Raw genomic sequence first — 25,343 nt, forward strand, 5'->3', positions numbered from 1 at the left:
TAAGGCCAATAAGAAAAAGGGTCATAACATGCGTTACGACCCTTTTCCTCTAAAATATTGGCAATAAACCGAGCGCCTACTTCTTGACCTCGTCCTTGAGCGTCAGCGGCAGCGGAATATTGCGGCCGTCACGGCTGACCAGAAGCAGGATGCTCGGACGACCGGCCTTCTTAAGTTCCGCCACGATGCCGGCGAAATCGGCCTGGCTGGTAACCGGACGGTTGTCGGCGCGCATGATGACGTCACCGGGTTTGAGGCCCTTTTGCGCACCATCGGAATTGGTGTCGAGGTCGGTGATCACCAGACCATTGACCGTGTCTTCCAGACCGAAGGCCTTGCGAACGTCCGGCGTGATCGCCTTGACCGACAGGCCGATGACCGGCGCACCGGCACCGGGCGTTGCGCTCGACGACTCGTCATCGGTCGTGCTGCCGCCGTTGATGCCCTTGGCCAGGTCGTCTTCCGAAGGCCGCAGCGCCGCCGTGACCGTCACATTGACGATCTTGCCATTGCGCAGCACGCCGAGCGTGACCTTTTCGCCCGCCTTGATATCGGCGATGCGGCGGGTCAGTTCGGTCGGGCTCTTGACCAAAGCGCCGTTGACCGATTTCACGATGTCGCCAAGCTGGACGCCAGCCTTATCGGCCGGACCACCACGGGTGGTTTCGGCGATATAGGCGCCGGTCAGGTCGGTGATGCCTAGCGCTTCAGCGGTATCCTTGGTCACCGGCAGGATCGACACGCCGATATAGCCGCGCGAGATCGAAACGCCCTTCATGAGCTGGGTCGTGATCTTGTCAGCCACATCGGCCGGGATGGCGAAACCAACGCCGGCATTGGCGCCCGAAGGCGTGACGATGGCGGTGTTGACGCCGATAACGCGACCGTAGAGATCGAAGGTCGGGCCGCCGGAGTTGCCTCTGTTGATGGCGGCGTCGATTTGGAGGTAATCGACGTAATCGGTGCCGGATTCCTTCAGGTCACGGCCATAGGCCGAAACGATGCCGGCGGTGGCGGTATTGGAGAAGTTGAACGGATTGCCGACCGCGATGACCCAGTCACCCACGCGCGGCTTGCGATCGAGTTCGAAGCGCACGAAGGGGAAATCGTTGCCCTCTACCTTAAGCACCGCCAGATCGGTGGCGACATCGCGACCGATGACCTTGGCCTTCAGTTCCTTGTCATTGGTCAGCTTGACGATGATTTCGTCAGCGCCGTCGATGACGTGGTTGTTGGTGACGACATAGCCATCGGCGGTGATGAAGAAGCCGGAGCCCGCGCCGCGCACCTCCTGTTCCTTCGGCGCCGTGCCATCCTGGCCGGGGAAGGTGAAGCCGGGCAGGTTCGGCAGACCGGTGTCGATCTTCATCTTGCCCTTGGTCTCGATCGAGACGACGGCCGGCGATACGCGCTGGATCAGGTCGGCAAACGACATCGGCGCGCCTGCGGGCGGCTTGACCGGCGTCAGGTCGGCGGCCTTGATCAGCGAGGCTCCGTCATAGCTGGCGCCATGCGTGCCGAAGCCGGTGATGGCCGCACCGGCCACGCCGGCGCCGAGCACCAGACCGGCGACAGCACCAGCCACGGCCGAGCGGTTCTTGAGCAGAACCTTGAAATTCCAATTCCCCATAATCTTACCTTTTATCCATCCGCATAAACCTTGTGTCTCCTGATATCAGAGCTTTTACGTCCGATTACAACCAATAAGGCTTAAAGACACATCAATACCTGTTGTAGCGCTTAGCTAATCAAAGCCCTAAGGCAAAATCGTGACATCAATCGCGTTTCTTCATGATTATGCGAAGCTTATTTTCTTCGTCGTCGCTCAGGGCATATTGCGTTGATTCAACTAAATTTTTACGTCTGGTGAACATAAAAACGCCACCAACCCCGACGATCAGCAGCGGCAGGGTCCACAGAATGAGGTTGCTTAGAGTCAATCGCGGCCGAAAAAGAACATAATCGCCGTAGTGATCAAAGAGTTCCTTGCGGATTTCAGCGTCTGTGCGACCGGCGGCGATATCGGCACGAATCTCGCGGCGCATGTCGCCGGCGATCTGGGCGTCGGAGTCGGCGATGCTCTCGCTCTGGCACTGAACGCAGCGCACCTCGGTGAACAATAGCCGCGCACGGGCTTCGTCCTTTTCCGTCGCCGCAAAGGCATGGAGGGGGATGAACAAAAGAAGAAGCCATAACACTCCCCGGCAAGCGGAGGAGTATAAGGTCGGAGCTTGTTCCCGCTTCATGCCTTCACCGCCTTTTTCACGATGCCCAGGCGCAAACGCCGGTCGCACAGGCTAAAGACACCCCCCAGCGCCATCAGCAGCGGCCCCAAGAAGATCAGCCGCACCCACGGATTATAGAAGAACCTAACCTGCCAGGAGGCCTTGCCCGCATTTGGGCCATCCGCTGCCATCTGCGGTTCGGCCATCACGATATAGAGATCGTCGAGCGGCGTGAAACACAGCGCCACCTTGCTCTGCACCTGATTGGAAGCCGGATAGAAACGGCGCTGCGGACGCGGTTCGCACACCAGCTTGCCTTTAGCGTCGGTGATTTCAAACGCACCGCCCTGCGCATCATAGTTGGGACCGGCCTGTTTATACAGTGATTTGAAGGTCAGGTTATACTGGCCAAGCTTCAGCGTATCGCCGATGGCCACGCTCTGCATGACGCTGAGCTTCTGGTGGCTTTCCACCACCGCCCCCAGCACGAAAACGCCCAGCCCGATATGGGCGAACAGCATGCCCCAGGTGGCGAGCGGCACGGCCGGCAGCCGGCGCAGCGCCTTGCCCACGCGGTTCAGGCGGAAGTCGAGATGTTGCATCAGGGTGCGCAGCGACCCCAGGATCAGCCAGAAACCGGTCAGGAGGCCGACCATATATTCCGCCTGAGATAACAGGGTAGGCCCGCGATAGAGTATGGCGCCGATCGCCGCCGCCAGCGCCGCCACGGCAAACGACGCCATCAGCCTTTGCAGCACGCCTTTCAGGTCGGCGCGTTTCCACGCCATCAGGCCGGAGATCGGCACGATGGCCAGGGCCGCAATCATGATCGGCCCGAAGACCGCCAGATAATAGGGCGCCCCCACCGACATGGTCTTGTTAAACAGGGCCTGCATCAGGATCGGGTAGAGCGTGCCAAGGAAGACCGAGCACAGCGCCGCCGACAGCAGCAGATTGTTCAGCACAAGGGTCGCTTCGCGGCTGACCGGAGCGAACAGACCGCCCGGCGAAAGCGTCGGCGCGCGCACCGCGAACAGGGTGAAACCGGCCCCTGACGTCATCAGAAGGATGGTGGCCAAAAGGATGCCGCGCTGCGGATCGACCGCGAAGGCGTGGACTGAGGTGAGCAGGCCGGAGCGCACCAGAAACGCCCCCATCATCGAGAAGGTGAAGGCGAGGATGGCCAAAAATACCGTCCACGCCTTGAGAGCGTCGCGCTTTTCCATGACGATGGCCGAGTGCAGCAAGGCGGTGGCGGCCAGCCACGGCATGAAGGAGGCGTTCTCTACCGGGTCCCAGGCCCACCAGCCGCCCCAACCGAGTTCGTAATAGGCCCAGAAGGCGCCCAGCGTGATACCGATGGTCAGGAAGCTCCAGGCCAGCAGCACCCACGGCCTGATCCAGCGGGCCCAGGCACGATCGAGCCGGCCCTCGATCAGGGCGGCAACGGCGAAGGAGAAGACGACCGACAGGCCGACATAGCCGAGATAAAGCATCGGCGGATGGAAGGCGAGCGCCGGGTCCTGCAGGGCCGGATTGAGCGATTGGCCTTGCAGCGGCGCATCGGCCAGCCGCCACAAAGGATTGGAACTGAACAGGGTGAAGCCGACGAAGGCCGCGCCAAGAAGCCCTTGTACGCCCAGCGCCTTGTGCTTGAGGCCGGCCGGCAAACCGCCGCCTCTCAAGGTGATCATGGCACCGAAGACGAGCAGAATGGTGCACCACAACAGCATCGAGCCCTCGTGCGACCCCCAGGCGCCAGAGATCTTGTACAGCAGGGGCTTATCGGTATGCGAATGTTCAAAGACGTTCACCACCGAGAAATCGGAGCGGATAAAGGCGTAGATCAGTACGCCGAAGCTGATGACGATGGCGAGCGCCGCCGCCAGCGACAGCCCCTCGGCATAGCGCGCAAGTCCGCGTAAGGGTTTGGTCTGTCCCGCCGCCACGACCAAGGCCTGACCCAGCGACAGGCTGAAGGCCAGCACCAGACAATAGCTGCCGATTTCATTGAAATGGGTCATGTGTATCGGCTTTCCAGGAAGCAAGATACCCCACCACCGCGCGCCTGAAGGCGGCGCGCGGTCCCCCTCCCCAGTAAAACTGGGGAGGTATAAGAAAAAATGTAACGTCTTATACCTCCCCAACGTGTTGGGGAGGGGGACCATATGAGCGAGCAACGCGAGTGAGATGTGGTGGTGGGGTATCTTGCTGTCATTGGAACGGCCTCTGCACCGGCGCAGGCGGCTTGTCCATGCCTGACTCCGGCCGCCATTCACCCTGCTTTTCCAGCTCTTTCTGGACGTTCTTCGGAATATATTTCTCGTCGTGCTTGGCCAGCACCTGCGTCGCTTTCAAGGCCGTCACGCCGGTGACCTCGCCCTCGCAGACTACCCCCTGCCCCTCACGGAACAGATCCGGCAGATCGCCCCGATAGACCACGGTCACCTCTTTCAGCTTGTCCTGAACGGTGAAATGCGTCGCACCATCCGGCGTTTTGACCACGCTGCCCGGCTTGACCAATCCGCCAAGCCGTACCGTCTTGCCAACCGGCACCTCCGCCTCGATCCACTGCGCGGGTGTGTAGAAATAGATCGCCGTACCTTTCAGCGCATAGAGGCTCAAGACCACGGCGGCGATAAACACCGGCGCGGCAATGAGAAAGATCGTCAAACGACGACGCGCCTTAACAGACTTAGGCCAGAAGCCCATTATTTCGCCTCCCCTTCCGAACCGACGCGGGTCTGCGCCTTGGTCAGGATATCGGCGATGATCTCAGGCCGGCGGGCATAGTGCGCCCGCATGGCCGTCTCCGCCTTGGCGCGTGCGGGCTTATGACCCAGCACATCATAGGAACGCAGCAAACGCGCCCAGCCGTCGGCATTCTCCGGATCGGCCGCCAGTTGCGCCTCCAGCGACGCCACCATGCCGGAGATCCGTTCGCTCATCGCCTTGGCCGCCGCTTCCGCCGGCGCCACCGCCGCCAGGGCCTGCGCCACCTGCGGGCGGCTGACATCATCCGGTGACATGGCATTCAGTGCTGCGTTGAAATGACCGCGCGCGTCTTCGTATTGGCCGTCCTCAAGCGCCCGCTGACCAAGATAAAAATGGGCGCGCGGATCGTTCGGATTGAGTTTCAGCGCGTTTTGCAACGCCTGTCTCGCTTCCCGACCGCTGGTGCCGTTACCGACAAAGGTCAGGGCCTCGCCCAGTTCCGACCACGCCGTGAAGGTCTCCGGCGACAGGGCGCGCGCCTTTTGATAGTCTTGCGCGCCATCGTAATTGTTGCCGGCCATCATGTCGATGCGACCGAGGAACAGCCAGTAATCGACCTCCCGGGCGTGCTCGACCTGGCCCTGACGCAGCACCGCCGCCATCTTTTGCGGCGACAGGCTGTCCGGATCGGACTTGGCGATCGTCGTCCAAGCCTGCAGGCGTTGACGGTAGGGCTGATCGGCCAGATCGGGATGGCCGGTAAAAAGATAGAGCCAGGCGCTCAAGACCGCCACGAGCCCCAGCGCGACATAGCCATAGAGCGGCTTGAAGCTTGCCGTCTCTTCCGCCGTATCGCTGACCTTCAGCAAGGCGCGGGCGGCCTGCGCCTGTTCTTCCTGCCCCTGTTCGGCATCGATCTCACCGGCGGCGACGCGCCGTTCGACATCGGCAACAAAACCCCTATAGAGCGCCTTTTCATGCGCCAGTTCCGGCGCCGGCACGCTGAAGCGCTGCCACAGCGCCGCCAGGGCGATCAGCGCGGCGCTTATCAGCACACAGGTCAGGACAAGTATGAGCATCACGCCTCAATAGAGCAATTTACAGCAATGCCAAGAGGGCTTTATTTTACACGTCCGCGCCAGCAGGGTCGCGGCACCCGCAAAGTCAGGCTACGCTGCGAGAGGGGTTGAAAAGATCGGAGGATGCGACACGGCGTCGCGCCACGCTGGCTTTTTCCTCGCCGCACAGCGATTCCATCAGGCCGGTCACCATCTCGAACATGGCCAGAAGCTGTTCCTGATCATAGGGCTCCTTGTCATTGGCCAGGGTGAGCAACTCGGTGAAATAGGCGTCCAGCATGGTTTCCAGGGCCAGCACCGTCTTGGTGTGCAGGCTGGCAAAACCGCCGGCCATGGCGATATTGCGCACCTTGCGGATAAAGTTGTGCGTCTGGCGCACATTGTTCAGTGCCTCTTCGGCAGGATAGGCGGCGATATCGGGCACCTCGGTCTTCACCCGGCCATAGACACGCTCGCGCCGCCGCACCAAAACCTTTTCCAGTTTTTTTTCAGCGTTCTTGAGTTGCTGCTCGACCAGATCGGCGATGGTACGGTTGGCCTGATGCACGCGCTTGCCCCAGGGTCCGTCACGCGCCAGTTCGATATACTGCCCAAAAAACTGGAGTTGCCCCAGACACTGGGTCACGCGGTCGCCGGCCGTTTCGAGATCGTCGCAGTCCTGATTCTTGCCGCCCATGAAGACTTTGAGTTCGGCCAGTTGGTCCTCGATCTGATCGAGGATACGGGTGCCAAAATCGGCCAGTTCGGAGGCGGCGAGGAAACGATCCTTGGGCCGGTCGGACACGGTGGCCATGAACTTGATGATATGGGCGCCGTCTTCGAGATTGGCGAAAATGATTTCCAGAAAGCGGTAACCGCTCTCGGCATCGAACTCGCAGGCATCCTTGAACAGCAAACGCAGGGCGGCGGCCTTTTCGGCGTCGATACGTCCCATGAAATCGTAAAGCTTGGCGAGCACCTGCCTGGCTAGGCGATGGAGGTCGAGATAGTTGGCGAATTCAGCGATCTCGGCGTGCGCCTCATCCCCGCCGCCACGCGGCAGGATGACATCCGGCGTGTCGCGGCAGATCTCGGCGGCGGCGTTGACCAGACGAAAAAAGACCACCGGTGTCGGGTCGTCACTACGCAGGCTGCGCAGCACGAAACCCGCCTGCGCCTGCAGGTCCGGCTCACGCTTTTCCAGTTCGTTCCACAGGTTGTTAACGATCCACGGCTCGAACTCGATATGATCAAGGCCATCGTCGCGGCCGCGAAACAACGGCATGAACGGCTCGAAAACAGCCTCGCGGACATGGCGGAACTCAATCTCGGTCGAGATCAGGTTGCGCACCTCAGTCATCTTGGCGTCATTGCTCAAACCCAGCGCCATTTCAAGCGAGCGCAGGGCCGAGGCGGGCAAGGTCTTGACCAGCCCCCTGAGCATAGTCAGGCGATTTGCAGCAATGGCGCTCACGGGACGCTCATGGGTTGTGAAAAATCCTTACGCCACAATACCTTCAGGAACTGCATCATAGGAAGGCTTTGGTTAATTTTGTCCTGACGAACGGGCGATGCTTATAAAACAGAAGCTTCCCGGTTGGCCGGCAGTCTGGCCAGAACCATCAGCCCGCCCAAAGCGGCGCGTTCGAACTGCAACTGGCCGCCATAGGCGCGCACCAGTTCATCGACGATGCTGAGGCCAAGCCCCGATCCCGGCATGCTTTCATCGAGGCGCGCGCCACGTTTCAGCACCTCGTGAAAACGCGCCTCATCAAGCCCCGGACCATCATCCTCGATACCCAGCGTCATGGTCTGGTCGGCATCATGAAATACCGCCGTGATGCGTACCTTGCGCTTGCACCAGATACAGGCGTTTTCGAGCAGATTGCCGGCGATTTCCTGCAAATCCTGCTTCTCACCCCGGAAAGCCAGATCATCGGGGGCGCGCCAGTCGATGATGACGCCCTTGTCGTGAAACACCTGCTCCAGCATGACCGCCAGTTCATCGAGCACCGGTTCGACCGGGGTGCGTTCGCCCATGGACTGAGAGCGGGCGGCGGCGCGGGCGCGGCGCAGATGGTGATCGACCTGCGCCCGCATGGTTTCGGCCTGCTTGCGCATGGTTTCGGGCAGCGTCCCCTCGGCTTCGCCCGCCGTGGCCATCAGCACCGACAGCGGCGTCTTGAGCGCATGGGCCAGGTTACCGACGTGCATGCGCTGGCGCTCCACCACCTCCTGCGAATAGTCGAGAAAGGCATTGAGCTGCGTCGCCACCGGCGTGATTTCGGCCGGGTAACTTTTCAACAAACGTTGCTGCCGGCCGCCCTGCACACTGGCGATTTCGTCGGTCAGGTCGAACAGCGGTCGCAAACCGACCCGCACCTGCAGGAAGATGGCAGCCAACGAGCCGAGCGCCAGGAGGATCAGCGCCGCCGCGGTCAGCAGGGCGAAGGTACGCACGTCCTTATTGACCGGGCTGGAGTCCTCGCCGGCCATGAAGACATAGGCCTTCTTGCCGACCATCGAATAGATGACGGCGACGCGCAAAGGCTCACCCACCGGCCCGAGGCCATCATAAAAAACACTGGTGCTGTTAGAACCGCGCGCTTTTTTCAGCACCGTGGGCGGCAGGGGTAACTGCTCGTTCCATAGCGAGCGCGAGGTTACGGGGCCGACAAGAGCGCCCTTGGCATCGACCTCGCCGACCTGCCAATACAGCCCGGAATGAATGATACCTGAACGCGCATCGACAAAGCGCGCCGTATCAATGCCGGAAGGCCCCAGAGTGTCATCAATATTGGTGACCGAAAAGAGATTGTCAGCGAACTGCCCGACCCCGACCTCAAAGCGGTGCATCGTCACCTGATGGAAATAGGCGGTGAGCGCGATGCCGGTGACCACCAGCGCGAAGAAGAACCACAGCGATGCCAGCCCGATCAGGCGGGTGACCAGCGAATCCTTACGCGTCAGCCGACGCCACAGTTTGCGGACGGCCACGACCAGAGGAGCGGTGCCATCCTCACTCACAGATCGCTGATCTCGTCATGCAGCGGCTTGAGCCTATAGCCAAGCCCGCGCACAGTCTCGATCCGGTCGGTGCCGATCTTCTTGCGCAGACGACCCATAAAGACCTCGATCGTATTGGAATCGCGGTCGAAATCCTGATCGTAAAGGTGCTCGACCAGCTCGGTGCGCGAAATCACGCGGCTCTGGTGCATCATCAGGTAATGCAGCAGGCGGTATTCCAGCGAGGTCAGGCGCAGAGGTTCGCCATTGACCGAGGCGCGTGCCGCACGCGGATCAAGCCGCACGCCGCCACACACCAGCATCGGCTGGGCGTGGCCGGCGGCGCGACGCACGAGCGCGCGAAGACGGGCCAGAAGTTCCTCGGTATGGAAAGGTTTCGTCAGGTAATCGTCGGCGCCAGCATCGAAGCCCGACACCTTGTCGCTCCAGGCGCCGCGTGCCGTCAGGATCAGCACTGGCGTCGTCTTGCCGTCGCGCCGCCACTTTTCCAGAACCGACACGCCATCGATCTTGGGCAGGCCGAGATCGAGGATCACGCAGTCATAGGGCTCGGTATCGCCGAGGAAATGCGCTTCCTCGCCATCGGGCGCATGATCGACCACATAGCCGGCATCGGAAAGAGAGGCCTTCAGTTGACGCGACAGGTCGGGATCGTCTTCGGCTAACAGTATGCGCAACTTAGCGTTCTCCAATAATGCGGCCGGAATCGGTATCGACCAGAAGATCGACCCGTCCGTGGTCAGTAACCACCCGCACCCAGAAGATAGACCCGCCCTGCGGCCCGGCGTCAAGCACGCGTGCGCCACTGCTGCGGGCGATCGCCATGGCGGTATTGATCCGGTTGTCGCGGTTTTCCTGACGGGGACCTTCGTCGCGGTTCGGGTTTCGATCGCGTTGCGGCCGTTGCGGCCCATCGTCATCCCGATGGTTGTCGTCGTTGCGGCGCCGATTGCTGCCGCTGTTATCGTCGGGGCGCCTCTGGTCTATATTGGGCACAAAACCGGCGCGGATCACCTGGGCAGGCGCGTCCCCAAACAACGAGGTCTGCACCACAGGCGCGGCTTCAACCGCCACGGGCGCGGCGATCAGAGCAACACAAAGAAGGGGCCAAATCTGTTTCATGGGTCGTTTATAGATGTACAGACCTGAACCTTATCTGAACAGGTATTTCAAAAAGGAAATTTTTGAACCTGACTCAACGTCAGATCGCACGCCTATTTACGCCTAGCGGAAACCGTTGGCGTATAGTCGGCCTGGTCGCGCCAGCGCTCCAGCAGGCTGACGAACTCCGTGCGCAAGTCCTCAGGCATCCCGTCCAGCCCCTTGTCGGGCATGGCCAGCACGACGTGCGCGAACAGATCACCACGGCTGCCATCCTTGGCATCAAAGGCGCCGCGTCCTTTCAGGCGCAGGATCGCGCCCGAATTGGAACCCTTGGCGAGATTGACGCTGACCGGGCCATCGGGCGTCGGCGCCTGCACCTTGCCGCCCATAATCGCATCAGGCAGGGAGACAAACAGGTCCATATGCAGGTCGTTGCCGTCCATGCGGAAAACCGGATGGGCTTTCAGCCTAAGTTCAACCAGCGCATCGCCGTGCGCGCCGCGTCCGGACGGCGAGGCCCCGCCCTGCCCCTTCAGGCGCAGGGTCTGGCCATCTCGGCTGCCCTTGGGGATATTGACGTCGACCGTGCGGCCATCCGACAACAGCACGCGGCGCGTATTGCCGACGATGGTGTCGAGCAGGTCGATATCGAGCTTGATCTTGATGTCATGGCCTTTGGCGGGGGGCGCCTGACGCTCCGCACCGCCGAAGCCGAAGGGACCACCACCGCGTGCACCGGCGCCACCCCCAAGACCGCCACCGAACATGCTCATGATATCGTCCATGTCCATGCCTTCGAACTGCGTGCTGCGGCCTGCACCCGCGCCAAACGGCGAACCGCCGGCACGCGCGCCGCCACCGCTGAAACCCCGATGGATTTCACGGCCATCGGCATCCATCTCGCCAAGGTCGAACTTCTTGCGCTTGTCGGCGTCTTTCAGGAAATCATAGGCGGCCGTCACGCGCTTGAAGCGCTCCTCGGCGACCTTGTTGTCACGGTTGGTATCCGGATGCAGTTCCTTGGCCAGTTTACGAAAGGCCTTCTGAATCTCGGCATCACTGGCGCCTTTTTTCACGCCCAATTCAGAATAGGGATCATTTGCCACTGTAAAACATACCTCCGCAATAGAGGTGTGTCCTAAACCCTATCGTTTCAAGAGGCAAGCATCGCCTTGGCGACGCTTGCCTCTTGCATTTTTCATAAGAGGTTACGCGCAAACGTGCGCGGCGCGCGGTCGCGCTTGCCAAAATTCAATGAATGCATTTTGGAGATCACACGCCCTCCTCCCCTGCAAAGCGGGGGGAGGTGTCGAGCAAGCGCAGCGCGTCGAGACGGAGGGGGCCACTCTTCCCTATCCCAACCCTACACTCAAAACCGGGCCATAACCCCAGACCTGTGACTTCTGAGCGATCTCAACCCGCGCACCGCTGCCAAATCCGCCCGGAAAATCCACCGCCTGTTCCGTTCCGCCGTACACCCACGAGGGCCCATCCACCTCGACCTCGCGTACCATATCCGCGCCATCAAACACCTGCACGCGATAGCGCTCATAGTCTTCACAGAGGGGCGGTTCGGCCTCCCAGCTATCACCGCCATAACGCGGCGTGCGCATCGGCTGTTCGATCACATAGCCGCCGATGCTGCCGCTCACTTCGGACAGATCGATCTGCGCCAATGACAGACCTGCCTGACCGGCGATCGCGCTGATCAGATGGCGCGCATCACCCGCACCCACCCGACCATTGGGCCAATGCCCGGTGCCGGCCCGCGCATGCGCCAGATCGATCGGCACATCGGAGCCCGACATGGCTAGCAGCGAACGCACCACCTCCCCGCCCTGATTGGCCTCGGCTATGACGCGGTGCGCGCCATATTCGCCCACCTGTTCCGCCACGCGCTGCGCCCAACCGTCCTGCGACCAAGATCCCGCAGGCGTCGCGCGCCATAACAGCGCCCCAGATCATCGGCACGCCACAGGGCGCGCTGATCGTCATCGACCACCAGCCCTTCCAGTTCCTGCGCCGCCAGCCGCGTTCCGCCATAGAGACCGTGGAGGCCCTGCAGGAACTCTTTCGCCCAATTCCCCGCGTTCAGTGAGGTCGGCGCGCGCGTTACCGCCACGCCCGGCTCTTTCATCAGTGTACGGAGCGCCGTGATCAGCTTGGGAGTCGTCGTCAGGCACAACCGGGTTTTTCGCCCAACCGCAACCCCATCCGCAACATGGCCAGGGTCTGCGCAGGATGCCGCCAGGCGCAGAATTCATCCGCCCAGGCATAGTGAAATTGCGGTCCGCGCAGCGATTCCGGATCTTCCGCCGAATAGGCGTAGGCCACCCCGCCATCGGGCCAGCGCAAACGCCGGCGCGACACCTCATAGGTCGGGCGATTGCCTTTTTGCGCAAGGCTCTCGAGCCCCGAAGGCCCCTCGATCATCACCTCGCGCACATCGTGCAGGCTGGGGCCGATCAGGGCGCAGCGCACGCCGCGCCGGACCTGTGCGGCCAGCAATTCGGCCCCGGCCCGCGTCTTGCCCGCGCCGCGCCCGCCGAGAAAGAGCCAGCTATGCCAGTCCCCCTTAGGGGGGGGCGGATGATCGTTCGCCCAGAACGTCCACGGCTTTACATGGTCCGGCGGCTCCGGGCCGTCCGGCAAGCTCGCCACCCAGGCTGTGATCTCTTCGGGCTTCCGCAAGGCGATGGAGTTTGCGTTCAAGGTCTGCGCGCCAATCTCGTCCCACCAGGGTGTCTCCGGCCAAGTCGTCATTCATCTCGTCTTCCTCTGAATCTGTGTCGGCGGATGACGGATCATCGGCCTTTAAATCGACCCCGAAAATCTGTTCGGCTACCGCATCGATGGCTTTCAGCGCCGTGGCGGCACGCTCGACCTCAAGCGGCATGTCTAGCTTCGTGAGGCCTTCGAATACCGTCATCAGCCGGTCGACCTGCGCCACGGCGCGCAAGCGCATCTCCTGCCGCCATGCGGTTAAATCAATGGGCTGATCGTCGGGGAGTCGTTCCATGCCCCCAATCTAAACCACCCCGAATGTGCGAGGATTATTTGCACAAAAAAGCCGCCTCGATTTCACGAGACGGCCTGTTTTCTTGTACCTCCCCACCTCTGGTGGGGAGGGGGACCGACGCGCCCTTGCGCGTTGGTGGTGGGGGTTCTTGCTTTCTAAATTTCGCCCCTCACTCACGTATCCTTCGATGGCTGCCGCGCTCATCGCGCCGGTCGTGCATCCGCGACGCATGATAACCGTCGGCCGCATCTCGGCGGAAATGGCGGCCATCATCGCGCCGCCACTCGCGCGACAGCGTATCGCGATAATAGAACCAGCCGTCGTCGTTCCAGTAACCGTCCCGCAACGGCCCGTAATGGTTGTCGTAATAGACGTCGTAGGCCTGGTAATGCCGGCCGTAGCCACCATCATAGGCCACGCAGGCATTGAGCCCAAGCGCGGCGCCGATCGATAGGGCGAAGATGAGTGGACGTCTTGCAATCAAACGCTTCATGGCGATGCCTTTCCAGCAGCCCCAAAACCCCACGTGATGCTTGCACCATTAGCGATAAGCGCAAAAGCCGGAAACCGTGCGATGGCGTTAATTTATGGTAAAAGAAACCTTAACGACGGCGCGTCTTGCCACCCTTGCCGGTTGGTTCCTTGGCGTTCAGGCGTTTGCGGATCGCATCGCGCATCTTGGCGAAGAACTTCAGTTCGCGGCTGACGCCACCAAACTCAGCCACCTTGTCCAACTCGCGCCACAGCGGCCCGGCCTTGTCCTGATTGTCCTTGTGCGTCAGGATATAATCGAGATAGGCGCTCAGGCGCTTCTGCGCTTTCGGATCGGTCAGGCCGTAATCAAGAAAATAGTCGGCGACATCGATGCCAAGATTGGCCGCCACCTTCGCCACGGCCGGATCGTTGATATCGCTCATCAACTGGGTGAATTCTTCCGGCATTTCAACAGGGTGCGTCATCGTCAGTCCTCATGTATCTCAAAATCGCTGAACCCCCCGGTCATCACCGCCGGCCAGTCGTGGTCTTCGTAACCATAGACCTCCAGCGAGAAGAAGTCCTCCTGCGCGTTGGGGAACCACAGAATAGCCCCGCCGCCGAGCTGATAATGCGCCAGCGAGAAGGTGACGCCGAAGGGATAATCGTCCTTGTGCGCGGTCAGCACATCGAGCAGGTTTTGCAGCCGCTCGTCGTCATCGAGCAGGAAATGCATGTAGCCGCCGGCGGGGTTATAGTCGCGTGAATGCACCAGCGGCGCCAGCAGCCCCCACGACACGTCCCAATAGGGCGCCAGGCACGCGGCGATCAGGCCGGCCTCAACCTCGGTCGGTGCGGCGCTCAATCGCGTAACGGCGCGTCGATATCGTCAGGCCAGTCCGAGCGGTCCTCATTCAGGTCCCAGGCAGCGAAATCGAGCGCTTCTTCGGGCTCGCCCAGCGCCAATTCCGAGATCGTCTGTCCACGGATGGAAACCCCTGCGCGGTGCACCGTCTCGCGGTCGCCAGTGATCAGATGGTGCCAGCGCGGCAGCGGCTTGCCTTCGTTGAGACGACGATACCCGCACGACAGCGGCATCCATTGCAGAGCCTCGATGTTTTTTGGCGTCAGCTTGATGCAGTCGGGCACGTGCTTCTTGCGCTGCGCATAGTTCGAGCACGCGCAAGTATCGGTATCGAAGAGCTTGCAGTGCACCCGTGTCGGGATGACATCGAGCGTGTCCTCGTCCTCGAAACGCACGAGGCAGCACAGGCCGCAGCCATCGCACAGGGCTTCCCATTCCTGCGGGTTCATCTCGGCCAGGGTTTTGGTTTCCCAGAAGGGTTTTTGCGCATCCGTATCGTTCATGCGCGGCTATATAGGGCCATGCGGATGATTTTGCACGCACGATTAGCGCACTTGTGATGGGTTGATAGATCCGATGCGCCGGCGCCGCCTTGCCTATGGGCTACAATAAGGCCATAATTCGGCTACAGATGGCGTTCAGTGTGCGCTGTCGGAGGTTCTGTTCATGGTTACGTCCCGTATCGCTCTTGCCTTGTCGGTTGTGTGCCTTGGCGCAGGCCTGACAGGCGCTGTCCAGGCCGATGAGGTTGTGGTGGCCGCGCGCGCCAAATTGCCGACGCAAGAACAGCAGGACAAGGCCGTGGCCGAGGCTAAGCTGCGTGCCGAACAGGCGCCCAAGCCCGCCGCCACGCAGGATCAGGTCATCGCTTCCCTGGCCAATACCCAGCCGATTAAGCGCATCGATCCGAACGACACCCGCTATGATCCGCCCGCCGCGGTCGATACGCGCGCCAATCCGCGCCAGATCCACGGTCAGGTGAGCGTCAGCGTCGGCACCGGCGGCTACCGCAGCGCCTATGTCTCCTCGGTGATTCCGGTCGGCGAAAACGGCCTGCTCGGCATCGCCGTCGGCCAAACCGACTATGGTAATAACCGCGTCTATGGTTACGGTTATGATGGCTACGGCTACGACCCTTACGGCTACGATGACGCCTATGGTTACGGCTACGGCGCACCTTACGGGAATCGCGCCATGTGGAGCCGTCGCGGCGGCAAGTCGCAATCTCTGGCCGTGTCGCTTGATATGAATGGCCGCAACGCCACCGCCTCGACGCCGGAAGGCTGCGCGCCGGGCTTCCGCGCCGGCGACCGCTATATCGAACCGCTCTGGGTCAGCCGCATGAACGGCGACCGCGACTGCGAAATCACGGCGGAGAAGCCGTAATTACACCCGCAGCTTCTCTTGGCTTTTGAGCCAGATACCATCGGCCACCGCATCGGCGTTGCGATAAACCTCCGCTGCCGTAACGCGATAGGTTTCGATGCCAAGACCGGCGACATAGGCGTCTCTGGCCGCATCGCGTTCATGATCGTGCAAACCGCCATCGACTTCGACAGCTAGTTGCGCTTGATAGCAAAAGAAATCGAGCACATAGGGTCCGATCGCCTGCTGACGCTTGAAGACTATCCCATGCGAGCGTGATTTGAGCCGCGCCCAGAGCAGCCGTTCCGGCTCCGTCATGGTTTTGCGCAACTGGCGCGCCCGCGCGATCTTGCGTTCATGAGGCATGAGTCAGTGTAGCGCAATGATTTAAAGCAAGAAACACCACCACCGTTCGCTCCGCTCTCGGTTCCCCTCCCCGACAAGCGGGGAGGATCAAGGATGGCCGGATGACTTGCTCACTGATCTTTTTTTTGTACCTCCCCGCTTGTCGGGGAGGGGGACCGCACGAAAAGCGAAGCGGTGAGATGTGGTGGTGGGGTGTCTGGCTTGCTTTCAGACACATGACAACCGTCATCTCAGTCCTTTGGAGCAGATGGCACATCTCTCACCCTTCTCGGCTTCGCCCTCTCCGGAATGCTGATGATCCTACGTCTGAAACATGACGATTCGTGGCAATAGCAAATTTCCTTTGTAAAATAAGCCCTGACGCACTACATCCCCGTCATGGCCAAAACACCCGCAACAAAAGCGCCGCTGCTCGCGCTCAAAGACGTCCGCCTGATGGACGGCATGAACCCTCTGTTCGACGGCGTCGACCTCGCGCTGGAGCGTGGCGTGCGCGCCTGTCTCGTCGGCAAGAACGGCGCCGGCAAGTCAACCCTGATGCGCCTGATGTCGGGCCTGATCGAGGCCGACAGCGGCGAGCGCGTCGTCAGTTCCGGTGTGCGCTACGCCTTCGTGCTGCAGGAGCCTGAGCCCCTCGGCGCCACCATCCTCGACTGGGCCTGTTCCGGCGGCGCCGAGCACTATACCGCCGAGGCCGAACTCTACGCCTTCGAGATCGACCCCAACGCCCCGACCACCTCGATGTCGGGCGGGGAAAAGCGCCGCGCGGCGCTTGCCAAGGCCTTCGCCGAAGAGCCCGACCTTCTGTTCCTCGACGAACCGACCAACCACCTTGATATCTTCGCCATCGAGACGCTCGAAGACCGCCTGCGCAGTTTCCGCGGCGCCGCCCTGATCGTCTCCCACGATCGTACCTTCCTGGAGCGCACCACCCAGCGCTGTTTCTGGCTCTATGACCGCAAGGTGATGAAGCTCGATCAGGGCTATTCCGGCTTTGAGCCGTGGTCCGAGCAGGTGATGAAGGACGCCGAAGAATCGCTGTCGCGTCTGCAAAAGGCGATAGAGCGCGAAACCAAGACCTTTTATTCCTCGATCACCGCCCGCCGCACGCGCAACGAAGGCCGCGCCGCCCGCCTCAACGCCATGCGCGCCGATGCCTCCGCCCGCCTGATGCAGCGCTCCAAGACCATGGAGATGAGCATCGATTCCGGCGGCACCTCCGGTCGCCTCGTCGCCGAGCTGAAAAATGTCTCGAAGGCCTTCGGCGAACGCACCCTGCTCAACAATTTCTCGACCCGCATCATGCGCGGCGACCGCCTGGCTATCGTTGGCCCTAACGGCGCCGGCAAGTCCACCCTCGTCAAGCTCCTGCTCGGTCAGCAGGCGGCCGATTCCGGCGAGATCAAGCTCGGCACCAATCTGGAGGTCGCCTATCTCGATCAGGGCCGCGACGCCCTGAAAGGCGATGAGACCCTGTGGGACGTGCTGGCCAATTCCGGTTCGGATTCGATCATGGTGCAGGGCACGCCGAAGCACGTCGCCGCCTATGCCAAGGACTTCCTGTTCCGCGACAACCAGTTGCGCCAGCCGGTGAAATCGCTCTCCGGCGGGGAGCGCAATCGTCTCCAGTTGGCCCGCGCGCTCGCCAAGGCCACCAACATGCTGGTGCTCGATGAGCCGACCAACGATCTCGACATGGACACGCTCGACCTGCTCGAAGACATGCTGGCCGATTACGACGGCACCCTGATCCTCGTCTCCCACGATCGTGACTTCATCGACCGTCTGGCCACCTCTACCTTAGCGCTCAACGGCAAGGGCGGTGCGGCCGAAACCCCCGGTGGCTGGCAGGATTTCATCGGCCAGAACCCCGATTTCTTCTCGGCGATTTCGCGTATGGAATCGATCAAGATCAAAGGCGAAGCGCCCTCTGTGCTGTTTGAAAAGCCGGTCGAAGTAACGACCCTGGCCAAGAAGCCGGCTCAGAAGCTGTCCTATAAGGACCAGAAGCGCCTCGAAGATCTGGAGCGTCTGATGCCCGAATGGCAGGCCGAAATCGCCAAGATGGAAGAGATCCTGAGCGATCCCAACCTCTATACCAAGGCGCCCAAGGCCTTCGAACAAACCACCCGGCAACTGACCCATACCCGCACCTCGCTGGAAAACGGCGAGATGGAATGGCTGGAACTGGAAGAAAAGCGCGCCGCCCTGGGGCAGGCGTCATAACTCTTGTGCTATAAGCCCGAACTTAGGGTTTAGAGGATCAGTGTTTTTTGCAAACCATAAAGGCGCTTCAAAGAGGACGCCCCATGCTGATGCGCAGAAACCTGATCATCACCCACGCAGGCGCGAAGGCCCTTTACCGTAACTGGTTAAATGGCGCGAAGCGCAATTTTGACCTGCTGGTGGTGGCCTGCGGTTCAATCTTCTGGCGTGGCAGCCGTCAGCGATCAGGTGGTTCTGGCCCTGCCGTCCGGAAAGATCTTGAAAGCGCGGTATGAAAACCCCGCACGATCCCTAGCCAAATTACGCGATAATGGCGAATTTCACGGCTTATTAGGCCTTAATTAAACTGAATGGCTTAGGTTTGAGAGGTTGCAACCTTTACATGCCGACCGGAATTCATTCGCACGCCATGACCAAGCCTGCCCGCCACGCCGCTTCTTCGCTGATGAGCGCCATCGCCGTGACGATGATCGCGCTCCCGTGCGCCGGCCTCGCCCATGCGTCCGGTACCTATCTCAACTGGCAGAGCAAGGGCGCGCCCGCCTCGGCTCAGATCGCTTCCGTCAATGTGGTCAACACCAGCAATGGACCCTATCCGGTGCCGCCCTCGCCCTATGGTCAGGTCGGTGACCCTTACGCCCGCGCCCTGAGCTGGCCCGCCAAGGCGCCTGAGCCCGTGCCCCGGAATGAGCAACCCCAGTCTCAGCAAACACAGCCTCAACAAACACAGGCGCCCCAACCGCAAGCCGCGCAACACACCTTCGTGGCCGTGCCGCAGGCGCCAGTCCGTACCGCCCAGGCCGCCTCGATCTCCACACCGGTCCCTTTGAGCGCGCCGCGTCCGGTCGAAGTCGTGCCCATGCCACCGGTCGAGCGCGAAGACCCGGGCCTCGCCGACGATCCCGGCATGGCCGATGAAGCCCCCTATATCGCACCGGCTCCGGTGGTCGCGCCCCCTCAGCCAAAGCCCGCCACGTCACATGCTGAGCAGATGGCCGCCTCAAGGCCTATTCCGGCGCCTAAACCTGCCACCGCGCTAAAACCCGCCACGTCACCTGCCGTCGCGTCCGTGCCCACGCCGCCGGTCGCGCCTAAACAGCCAGAGGCCGGCTATCAGGTTCCGACCACCAGCAAGTATGCCGCGCGCATTGAATCGGCGCGTGCCGCCCAGGCCCAGCCCAGCCAGACGGTAGCGACCATCGCCAAACCTGACGAGAAGAAACCGGGCGCCAAGAAGCCCAACGAAAAGGCTTCGGAAAAGACTCCCGTAAAACCCGCTGTCGCCACCGCGCCGGAACCCAGCGTTTCGATGGCCGTGCGCGAAACCGACCACGTTTTCATCCCCGGTGAACAATATACCAGCGCCGCCGACGAACCCCGCTATTACAGCCTGCACCGCCAGTATGGCCTGAGGCCCGATCCGATCCCGGCCACGCATGAAGCGAGCGGTGCCCTGCTGGGTGGAACGATCGATACGGTCGAAGCCGGCGAAGAGGGCGGCGATCCGAACGACGATACTGACAACACCCCTGGCAAGACCGCCGACACAGATAAAAAATCCGCCTCACACTGATACATCCGAAAGCGCCCCGCCAGAACGGCAGCCGCCCAACCACCCAGACAAGGTATAAGAATGTCCCGTGTCCCGACCTCGCCTCTGATTGATCTGATCGAGCTTGCCAAGGAGCCCTCCAGCTCCCGCCGCCGCGACCTCTTGCGTCAGGTGACCGGAATCTTCATGAGCCATCCGGAAGAGATCAACGGCACCGAGATGGAACTCTACGACACGGTGATGAGCCAGTTATCGGCCGACATGGAAACCATGGTCCGCGCCGAGATATCGACCAAGATCTCTCAGGTCCGCAATGCGCCGATGGGCCTGCTGCGCCGCCTGGCGAGCGATGATATCGCTGTCGCCGAACCGATCCTGACGCGCTCCAAGGCGCTAAGCGAAAACGACCTGATGCACATCGTCCAGACGCAGGGCCAGGACCACCTGCGCGCCGTCTCGAAGCGCGAGGAGGTGTCGGAAAGCGTATCCGGCGTCATCGTCACCCGCGGCGACGACGACACCCTGCACAGCCTGCTGAGCAACGACGGCGCCCGCCTGTCGCGCGCCTCCAATGAAGAAGCCATCCAGCGCGCCCAGGCCAATCCGGCCCTGCACGAAGTGGTGGTCAACCGCCGCGACATGCCGGTCGATCTGGTCAACGACATGTATTTCGTGGTCGAGGCCCGCCTGCGCGAACGCATCATGCAGGAGAACGACAAGCTCGACCCTTCCATGCTCGAACAGGCCCTGTCGCGCGGCCGCGAAAAAGTGGCCGTGGCCTATGGCAGCTTCCCCGAAGATTATGCCCGCATCACGCAGGAGGTCGAGGCCCTGCGCAGCAATTCGCGCCTGACCCCCGCCCTGCTCGCCAGATATATGCGCGATCCCAACCCGACCTATTTCCTGGTCGCCCTGTCGCAGATGGCCGATATCGATTTCCTGACCGCGCGTCATGTCGTTGAGAAGAAGGAAATCGATGCCTTGGCGATTGCCTGCAAGGCCGCCGATCTCGATAAGGCCCTCTTCCTGACCTACGCCATGATCATGCTGGCCGATCAGGATAACGCCATGGGCAAGGCCAGCGAATATGCCAGGCTCTATGCCGAACTGCCGCGCGACACGGCCCTGCGCACTATCCGTTTCTGGCGCATGCGCCGCGCCGAAGGTCATGCCGCTTAATCGTTATTTGCGGAGCAAATAGCGATTAAGCTTTTTTCATAATAGATACGCCGCAACGGCGGCGGCGCGCGGTCGCGCTTGCCAAATGTGCGGCACGATGCCTTCACATTTGGGGATTGTGCAGGATACTCTACCCTTTCTTATACCTCCCCACTCGCTGGGGAGGGGGACCGCGCCTCACCAGAGGCGTGGTGGTGGGGTTTCTTGCTTTTACGGAGCACCGATATGTTCAAAACACTCACCTGCGTTTTTAGCACGCTGATAATATTGAGCGTCCCGACAACCGTCAGTGCCTGCCGAATGTATCGATCTGAATATACGAGAGTGAATAGTGCCTATGGCGCCGTTATTATTGCGACAATAACAGACGCTCAGCAATTAGACGATGCCTTCCCCTCATGGCGGGCCAGCGCCAAATTAAATCAGATCGTCGAGGGAAGAAATGTCCCGACGTCCTACACCTTCGTCAATTATGACGCACCCGAAGCTTGTCGCTACAAACAACCTATTGCCAAAATCGGCGAAGACTGGGTGCTTTACCTTAGATACCATCCAGAAACTGCAATTTTGACTGTATATGAAGCCTACCCCTTAAGCCTCGCCCGCAAGATCGACAAACGCTTCACCGGCCAGCCCTGAGTTACCCCTAAACAAACGCATTTCTGCGCGTATCCGACGGCGTTTCGCCAAACAGATCGGCGTAATATTTCGAGAACCGGCTGATATGCGCAAAACCCAGACTGCGCGCGATATCGGCGATAGGCCGTCTCTCTTCCGCCGACAACAGGGCCTGCCGCGCCATGCGCAGACGCAAGACCCGCAGATAGGTGCGCGGCGTCATATCGAGATAGGTGCGGAAATTGACCTCCAGCGTGCGCACGCTGACATTAGCGACCCGCGCCACATCGGCGATAGGCGGCGTCTCCAGAACATGCCGCTCCAGATATTTCTGCGCCAGCCGGATATGGTTTGGTAGCGGCATGGCCTGCTGCGATTGCAGGCGCTGACTGTAGCGATGCGGGATCGTCTCCAGAAGAAGCTGCGTGAAGGTTTCGATGATGCGCTTTTGCAGCGAGGCCGACAGGGTCTGACTCAGCATCAAAAAGGTGCGGCTGCGCAGGCTGGCGATGATGCCGGCGAAAAACTGATGCCGTTCCTCAGTCATGTCCAGGATCGGACTGAGATTGAGATTGTGCTCGATCGGGTGATGCAGAGTCTCTGACAGGAACTGCTGAGCGCAGACGAAGCTCATCTTGACGAAACAGCCCTCATACCCCCTCTCGGTGGGTAAATAGCTCAGGCTCGCGGCCGACAGGGGCTGGTAAATGGCCGCCTGGCCCTCGCCAACAGCGATATTCATGCCAGGAAAGTTCAGCTCGATCCGGCCATGTGACGGAATCAGGATAACGAAATCGGAATTATCCGCCACCGATGTCTGGCGAAAGGCGGTGCTGGTCGTGAAATGCCCGACCATCATCCGGCCATGCGAGCCCTCTGGCCCGCGCAGGATGGTGATGTTGAGCTTCCAGGTGAAAGGCAGTTCTGGCGTCAGTGGCGCGGCGTGCCACTCGAACAGACTGTTGAGCAGTTTGTGGCATGAGGCGAAATCATCGCCTTCATAGGCCCAAACCGCCTCACCGTCAGTTGTATCTGTCACCATGAAGGGTTCCCGGCTGCAGGCGTGCCCTGCCGCTCACGGTTTCGATTATCGCAAACATCAGAACGGATAAAGAGAAGGACTATCCGTTAAGGGTAAGACTAGGACGGAATACGCAGAAAAATAACACCAAAAGAACAATTCTCCTGAGAGGCGTAAATGTCATCATTTGCCTCTCTTTTTTCGACTGCGAGTTGTCCTAAGTAGAGCACCAATTTACACCAATTAACTTAACCATCCATTTACTGCGCAAGTTTGTCAATAAACGCACCAGCGCCCCAAGCGGTATCATTTGCATACTATATCAACGCAAAACTCCGTTTACCATCTATTAGCATGTGACACGCAACTCTTCGTGGGCGCGATGTATACATTATATGTCCAGTCCAATAGTGTTCTTTTTTTGGGCTGTAGACATATAAATAAGTGGCATCGATGTGTGTGACAGTAAGTGAACCCCAAGCCATAGATCGGAGGCCCGTGCCGCTGATCAGCAAGGGGCCGGCGTAAAACCGTATCCGGGGCGTATGCCATTGCCAGCCTTGGCTTTTTTGAGGTGGCGTGGCCATTTGCTCCACCTTTCGCCTGTATTTACTGTCATTCAGACTATACTTATGTTTTGCCCCCCTGGTGTTTTGATGCCCCATATTGCCGTTTACAGATTTTTCCGCCGCGACCAGGACACGGGTATCGACAGCATAGATACACGCATGGCAACGGCGCTGGCGATCAGCGCAGCCGGTTACGATATCATCGAACAGGATGTAATGGACGTGCCCGTAGACCACATCGATGCCGAAGGCTTTACCAGCGAAGGCTACTGGGATCGCTTCAAGCCACCGCTCTACCTGTAATTTGGGCAAAAAAAGCCGCGCACAACGGCGCGGCCAAGTTTACAGGGAGGAAACGCCCAGGAAGGGCAAAGGCCTCGAAAAAGGCCTAGAGCCAATCCATAGCAGGCTGTTAGCGCTAACGCAAACAAATAATGACAGCGCTGTCATGTTTTTTTGCCTTTTTCGCCATCTTGTCATGCCGCGCGCGATCTTCGATAGTCATGGTTCACTCATGGAGCCGGTCGATGCTGGGCAAACGCACATTTCTGACAACCGGCCTGGCTCTTATCGTCGCCGCCTGCTCCAAACCGGCCAGCCAGCCGGCGCCAAAGCCGGTCACGCCGGCAGCCGCACCGCCGCCAGACACCGTCAAGATCAGCCTAATGACCAGTGAAGGCGAGATCGTTCTCGAACTCGAGGCGAAAAAAGCGCCGGTCACCACCGCCAACTTCCTGCACTATGTCGATACCGGCAAACTTGACGATGGCCATTTCTGGCGCGCGCTGAAGGTCGGCAAGGCGGAGGGATTTATTCAGGCCGCCATCACCACGCCGCCCTATCCGCCGGTCCGGCATGAATCGACACAGCAGACCGGCCTTAGCCATACCGATGGCACCATCTCCATGTCGCGCTACGCGCCGGGCACCGCCACCATCGATTTCACCATCTCGGTCGGCGACATGACCTATCTCGATGCCGGCGGCAGCGGCTCGGCCGATGGCGAGGGCTATGCCGCCTTTGGTCATGTGGTCAGCGGCATGGATGTGGTCAGGCGCATCCTGCGCGGCCGCACCGACCGCAAGCGCGACGAGGATGGTCTGGAGGACCAGATGCTGGCCAAACCGGTGACCATCACCACAGCGCGTCGCTTACCCGATTAAGGGTCAGCGATCGTCGCGCGCGTCCGGATCGGGCATGGGTTCCGGCACCGGCATCGGTACATCGGGTTGAACGTCGGGCACAACAGGCGCCGGAACGGGCACTGGCGGCGGCGGATCATGCGGCAGATTCGGGTCTTCCATAGCAGGGCTCCTTGTGAGCCTCCTGTCTAGGCCTTTACAGCTAAAGATGCCGCCGTGACCCGCTGCGCCTTCCATCAAGAAGCTATGCTTCAGTCGAGCCGCGTCCAGTCAACGCCCTTGCACACCAGACCACCCAGCACGCAGCCGCGCGTCGTCATACGGCTCTCGGCCACGGTCATGGACAGACGGTAGGTCAGCTTGCGTTGCGGATCATAGGCCTTGCCCTTCCAGTGGCCGTCACCGCTGTGAGCCACCGTCATGACCAGCTTGTCGCCGGTCTTTTCGTCCTTGGTGCCGGCCTTGATCCAGGTGTTGACGGCGCAGAGATCGTCACCGCACGGCGCGATCTTCACCTTCGCCTTGCCGTCGCCGCGCGACCAGTTGCCTTCGGGCGAAGGCTCGGCATGCGCCGCAGGTGCCAGGCTCACGGTTGTCAGGGCCAGGCCGGCCGCGACAGCGATCAGGGTCTTTATCATCATGTCTCTCCGTTAGAGCGCTTTCCGAAAAGTGTGACGCACTTTTCGGGTCAAAAAGCGCATAAAGGCAAAGAATGAGAGCGCTGATCTGATCCAGTTAGATCGGCGCTCTAACCGCCGTCCCTGACAGTCCATACGGCGGAAGACGGCATCCGGATCACGGCGAAATTTTTGACCGCG

Annotated in this window: 30 protein-coding genes; 8 read left to right on the top strand and 22 right to left on the bottom strand. The window is 60.6% G+C overall.

What is annotated here, in order from left to right; translation table 11 throughout:
* Nucleotides 1-76: 76 nt before the first annotated feature.
* From B060_RS0111570 to B060_RS0111655, 18 genes are all read right to left on the bottom strand, one after another.
* Nucleotides 77-1,630, bottom strand: coding sequence for a Do family serine endopeptidase (locus tag B060_RS0111570; protein ID WP_018081950.1), 1,554 nt, complete (start codon nucleotides 1,628-1,630; stop codon nucleotides 77-79).
* A 145-nt stretch (nucleotides 1,631-1,775) separates the two neighbouring features.
* The gene (locus B060_RS0111575; RefSeq protein ID WP_155847809.1) at nucleotides 1,776-2,246 is read right to left on the bottom strand and encodes a cytochrome c-type biogenesis protein; all 471 of its coding nucleotides are present in this window, start codon (nucleotides 2,244-2,246) and stop codon (nucleotides 1,776-1,778) included.
* Nucleotides 2,243-4,249, bottom strand: coding sequence for a heme lyase CcmF/NrfE family subunit (locus B060_RS0111580; RefSeq protein ID WP_018081952.1), 2,007 nt, complete (start codon nucleotides 4,247-4,249; stop codon nucleotides 2,243-2,245). The genes B060_RS0111575 and B060_RS0111580 overlap by 4 nt, the downstream gene beginning before the upstream one ends.
* A 190-nt stretch (nucleotides 4,250-4,439) precedes the next feature.
* Nucleotides 4,440-4,937 carry a cytochrome c maturation protein CcmE gene (ccmE, locus tag B060_RS0111585; RefSeq protein WP_018081953.1) on the bottom strand — a complete coding sequence of 166 codons (498 nt, stop codon included), beginning with the start codon at nucleotides 4,935-4,937 and terminating at the stop codon, nucleotides 4,440-4,442.
* The gene (gene ccmI / locus B060_RS0111590; RefSeq protein WP_018081954.1) at nucleotides 4,937-6,019 is read right to left on the bottom strand and encodes a c-type cytochrome biogenesis protein CcmI; all 1,083 of its coding nucleotides are present in this window, start codon (nucleotides 6,017-6,019) and stop codon (nucleotides 4,937-4,939) included. Before ccmI ends, ccmE begins: the two co-directional genes overlap by 1 nt.
* A gap of 85 nt (nucleotides 6,020-6,104) precedes the next feature.
* Nucleotides 6,105-7,472 (bottom strand): hypothetical protein, encoded by a 1,368-nt coding sequence (locus tag B060_RS0111595; RefSeq protein ID WP_155847808.1) that lies wholly within the window; start codon nucleotides 7,470-7,472, stop codon nucleotides 6,105-6,107.
* Nucleotides 7,473-7,573: 101 nt separating this feature from the next.
* Nucleotides 7,574-9,025 (bottom strand): sensor histidine kinase, encoded by a 1,452-nt coding sequence (locus B060_RS0111600; protein ID WP_018081956.1) that lies wholly within the window; start codon nucleotides 9,023-9,025, stop codon nucleotides 7,574-7,576.
* Entirely contained in the window at nucleotides 9,022-9,702 is a 681-nt protein-coding gene (locus tag B060_RS0111605; protein WP_018081957.1) for a response regulator transcription factor, read from the bottom strand. The genes B060_RS0111600 and B060_RS0111605 overlap by 4 nt, the downstream gene beginning before the upstream one ends.
* Nucleotide 9,703: 1 nt before the next feature.
* Nucleotides 9,704-10,147, bottom strand: coding sequence for a hypothetical protein (locus B060_RS0111610; protein ID WP_018081958.1), 444 nt, complete (start codon nucleotides 10,145-10,147; stop codon nucleotides 9,704-9,706).
* 92 nt (nucleotides 10,148-10,239) lie between these two features.
* On the bottom strand, nucleotides 10,240-11,235 hold the full coding sequence (locus tag B060_RS0111615; protein ID WP_018081959.1) for a DnaJ C-terminal domain-containing protein: 996 nt from the start codon (nucleotides 11,233-11,235) through the stop codon (nucleotides 10,240-10,242).
* 246 nt (nucleotides 11,236-11,481) lie between these two features.
* On the bottom strand, nucleotides 11,482-12,024 hold the full coding sequence (locus B060_RS0111620) for a hypothetical protein (RefSeq protein ID WP_040401792.1): 543 nt from the start codon (nucleotides 12,022-12,024) through the stop codon (nucleotides 11,482-11,484).
* A complete protein-coding gene (locus tag B060_RS28005; RefSeq protein ID WP_023447365.1) occupies nucleotides 11,982-12,314 on the bottom strand; it encodes a hypothetical protein in 333 nt (110 codons plus the stop codon). Before B060_RS28005 ends, B060_RS0111620 begins: the two co-directional genes overlap by 43 nt.
* On the bottom strand, nucleotides 12,305-12,790 hold the full coding sequence (locus B060_RS28010; protein ID WP_244874630.1) for a terminase large subunit domain-containing protein: 486 nt from the start codon (nucleotides 12,788-12,790) through the stop codon (nucleotides 12,305-12,307). The genes B060_RS28005 and B060_RS28010 overlap by 10 nt, the downstream gene beginning before the upstream one ends.
* On the bottom strand, nucleotides 12,705-13,148 hold the full coding sequence (locus B060_RS28015) for a hypothetical protein (protein WP_018081961.1): 444 nt from the start codon (nucleotides 13,146-13,148) through the stop codon (nucleotides 12,705-12,707). Before B060_RS28015 ends, B060_RS28010 begins: the two co-directional genes overlap by 86 nt.
* 169 nt (nucleotides 13,149-13,317) lie before the next feature.
* Nucleotides 13,318-13,641, bottom strand: a complete 324-nt coding sequence (locus tag B060_RS24340) for a hypothetical protein (protein ID WP_018081962.1) — start codon at nucleotides 13,639-13,641, stop codon at nucleotides 13,318-13,320.
* Between the two features lie 109 nt (nucleotides 13,642-13,750).
* A complete protein-coding gene (locus B060_RS0111645; protein WP_018081963.1) occupies nucleotides 13,751-14,107 on the bottom strand; it encodes a hypothetical protein in 357 nt (118 codons plus the stop codon).
* Nucleotides 14,108-14,109: 2 nt separating this feature from the next.
* Nucleotides 14,110-14,487, bottom strand: a complete 378-nt coding sequence (locus B060_RS0111650; RefSeq protein WP_018081964.1) for a hypothetical protein — start codon at nucleotides 14,485-14,487, stop codon at nucleotides 14,110-14,112.
* The gene (locus tag B060_RS0111655; RefSeq protein ID WP_018081965.1) at nucleotides 14,484-14,990 is read right to left on the bottom strand and encodes a YcgN family cysteine cluster protein; all 507 of its coding nucleotides are present in this window, start codon (nucleotides 14,988-14,990) and stop codon (nucleotides 14,484-14,486) included. The genes B060_RS0111650 and B060_RS0111655 overlap by 4 nt, the downstream gene beginning before the upstream one ends.
* A 163-nt stretch (nucleotides 14,991-15,153) precedes the next feature.
* On the opposite strand from B060_RS0111655, the gene B060_RS28225 reads away from it, so the two are divergent.
* Nucleotides 15,154-15,873 carry a hypothetical protein gene (locus B060_RS28225; protein WP_018081966.1) on the top strand — a complete coding sequence of 240 codons (720 nt, stop codon included), beginning with the start codon at nucleotides 15,154-15,156 and terminating at the stop codon, nucleotides 15,871-15,873.
* On the opposite strand, the gene B060_RS24345 is transcribed toward B060_RS28225, so the two are convergent.
* Nucleotides 15,874-16,218, bottom strand: coding sequence for an endonuclease domain-containing protein (locus B060_RS24345; protein ID WP_018081967.1), 345 nt, complete (start codon nucleotides 16,216-16,218; stop codon nucleotides 15,874-15,876).
* Nucleotides 16,219-16,596: 378 nt separating this feature from the next.
* On the opposite strand from B060_RS24345, the gene B060_RS0111670 reads away from it, so the two are divergent.
* The 5 genes from B060_RS0111670 to B060_RS0111690 all read left to right on the top strand — a co-directional run bounded on the left by B060_RS0111670 (nucleotide 16,597) and on the right by B060_RS0111690 (nucleotide 21,814).
* Nucleotides 16,597-18,444: an ABC-F family ATP-binding cassette domain-containing protein gene (locus B060_RS0111670; protein WP_018081968.1), complete on the top strand. Its 1,848-nt coding sequence runs from the start codon at nucleotides 16,597-16,599 to the stop codon at nucleotides 18,442-18,444.
* 83 nt (nucleotides 18,445-18,527) lie between these two features.
* Nucleotides 18,528-18,719, top strand: a complete 192-nt coding sequence (locus tag B060_RS0111675; protein WP_018081969.1) for a hypothetical protein — start codon at nucleotides 18,528-18,530, stop codon at nucleotides 18,717-18,719.
* 134 nt (nucleotides 18,720-18,853) lie between these two features.
* Nucleotides 18,854-20,017, top strand: a complete 1,164-nt coding sequence (locus B060_RS0111680; RefSeq protein WP_155847840.1) for a hypothetical protein — start codon at nucleotides 18,854-18,856, stop codon at nucleotides 20,015-20,017.
* A 60-nt stretch (nucleotides 20,018-20,077) separates the two neighbouring features.
* Nucleotides 20,078-21,175, top strand: coding sequence for a DUF2336 domain-containing protein (locus B060_RS0111685; RefSeq protein ID WP_018081970.1), 1,098 nt, complete (start codon nucleotides 20,078-20,080; stop codon nucleotides 21,173-21,175).
* Between the two features lie 225 nt (nucleotides 21,176-21,400).
* A complete protein-coding gene (locus tag B060_RS0111690) occupies nucleotides 21,401-21,814 on the top strand; it encodes a hypothetical protein (RefSeq protein WP_018081971.1) in 414 nt (137 codons plus the stop codon).
* A gap of 7 nt (nucleotides 21,815-21,821) precedes the next feature.
* On the opposite strand, the gene B060_RS24350 is transcribed toward B060_RS0111690, so the two are convergent.
* The gene (locus B060_RS24350) at nucleotides 21,822-22,835 is read right to left on the bottom strand and encodes a helix-turn-helix domain-containing protein (protein WP_018081972.1); all 1,014 of its coding nucleotides are present in this window, start codon (nucleotides 22,833-22,835) and stop codon (nucleotides 21,822-21,824) included.
* Between the two features lie 635 nt (nucleotides 22,836-23,470).
* Between B060_RS24350 and B060_RS0111700 the strand changes: the two genes are divergently transcribed.
* Together B060_RS0111700 and B060_RS0111705 are read left to right on the top strand one after the other, a co-directional pair.
* Nucleotides 23,471-23,686: a hypothetical protein gene (locus B060_RS0111700; protein ID WP_018081973.1), complete on the top strand. Its 216-nt coding sequence runs from the start codon at nucleotides 23,471-23,473 to the stop codon at nucleotides 23,684-23,686.
* A 224-nt stretch (nucleotides 23,687-23,910) separates the two neighbouring features.
* Nucleotides 23,911-24,546, top strand: a complete 636-nt coding sequence (locus B060_RS0111705) for a peptidylprolyl isomerase (protein WP_018081974.1) — start codon at nucleotides 23,911-23,913, stop codon at nucleotides 24,544-24,546.
* A gap of 3 nt (nucleotides 24,547-24,549) precedes the next feature.
* Here B060_RS0111705 and B060_RS27595 read toward each other — a convergent pair whose 3' ends face one another.
* The gene (locus tag B060_RS27595) at nucleotides 24,550-24,687 is read right to left on the bottom strand and encodes a hypothetical protein (protein WP_018081975.1); all 138 of its coding nucleotides are present in this window, start codon (nucleotides 24,685-24,687) and stop codon (nucleotides 24,550-24,552) included.
* Nucleotides 24,688-24,776: 89 nt separating this feature from the next.
* On the bottom strand, nucleotides 24,777-25,166 hold the full coding sequence (locus tag B060_RS0111715) for a DUF2147 domain-containing protein (RefSeq protein WP_018081976.1): 390 nt from the start codon (nucleotides 25,164-25,166) through the stop codon (nucleotides 24,777-24,779).
* Between the last annotated feature and the right edge of the window lie 177 nt (nucleotides 25,167-25,343).

It is taken from the genome of Asticcacaulis benevestitus DSM 16100 = ATCC BAA-896 (genome assembly GCF_000376105.1).
In the GTDB taxonomy this organism is placed as follows: Bacteria; Pseudomonadota; Alphaproteobacteria; order Caulobacterales; family Caulobacteraceae; genus Asticcacaulis; species Asticcacaulis benevestitus.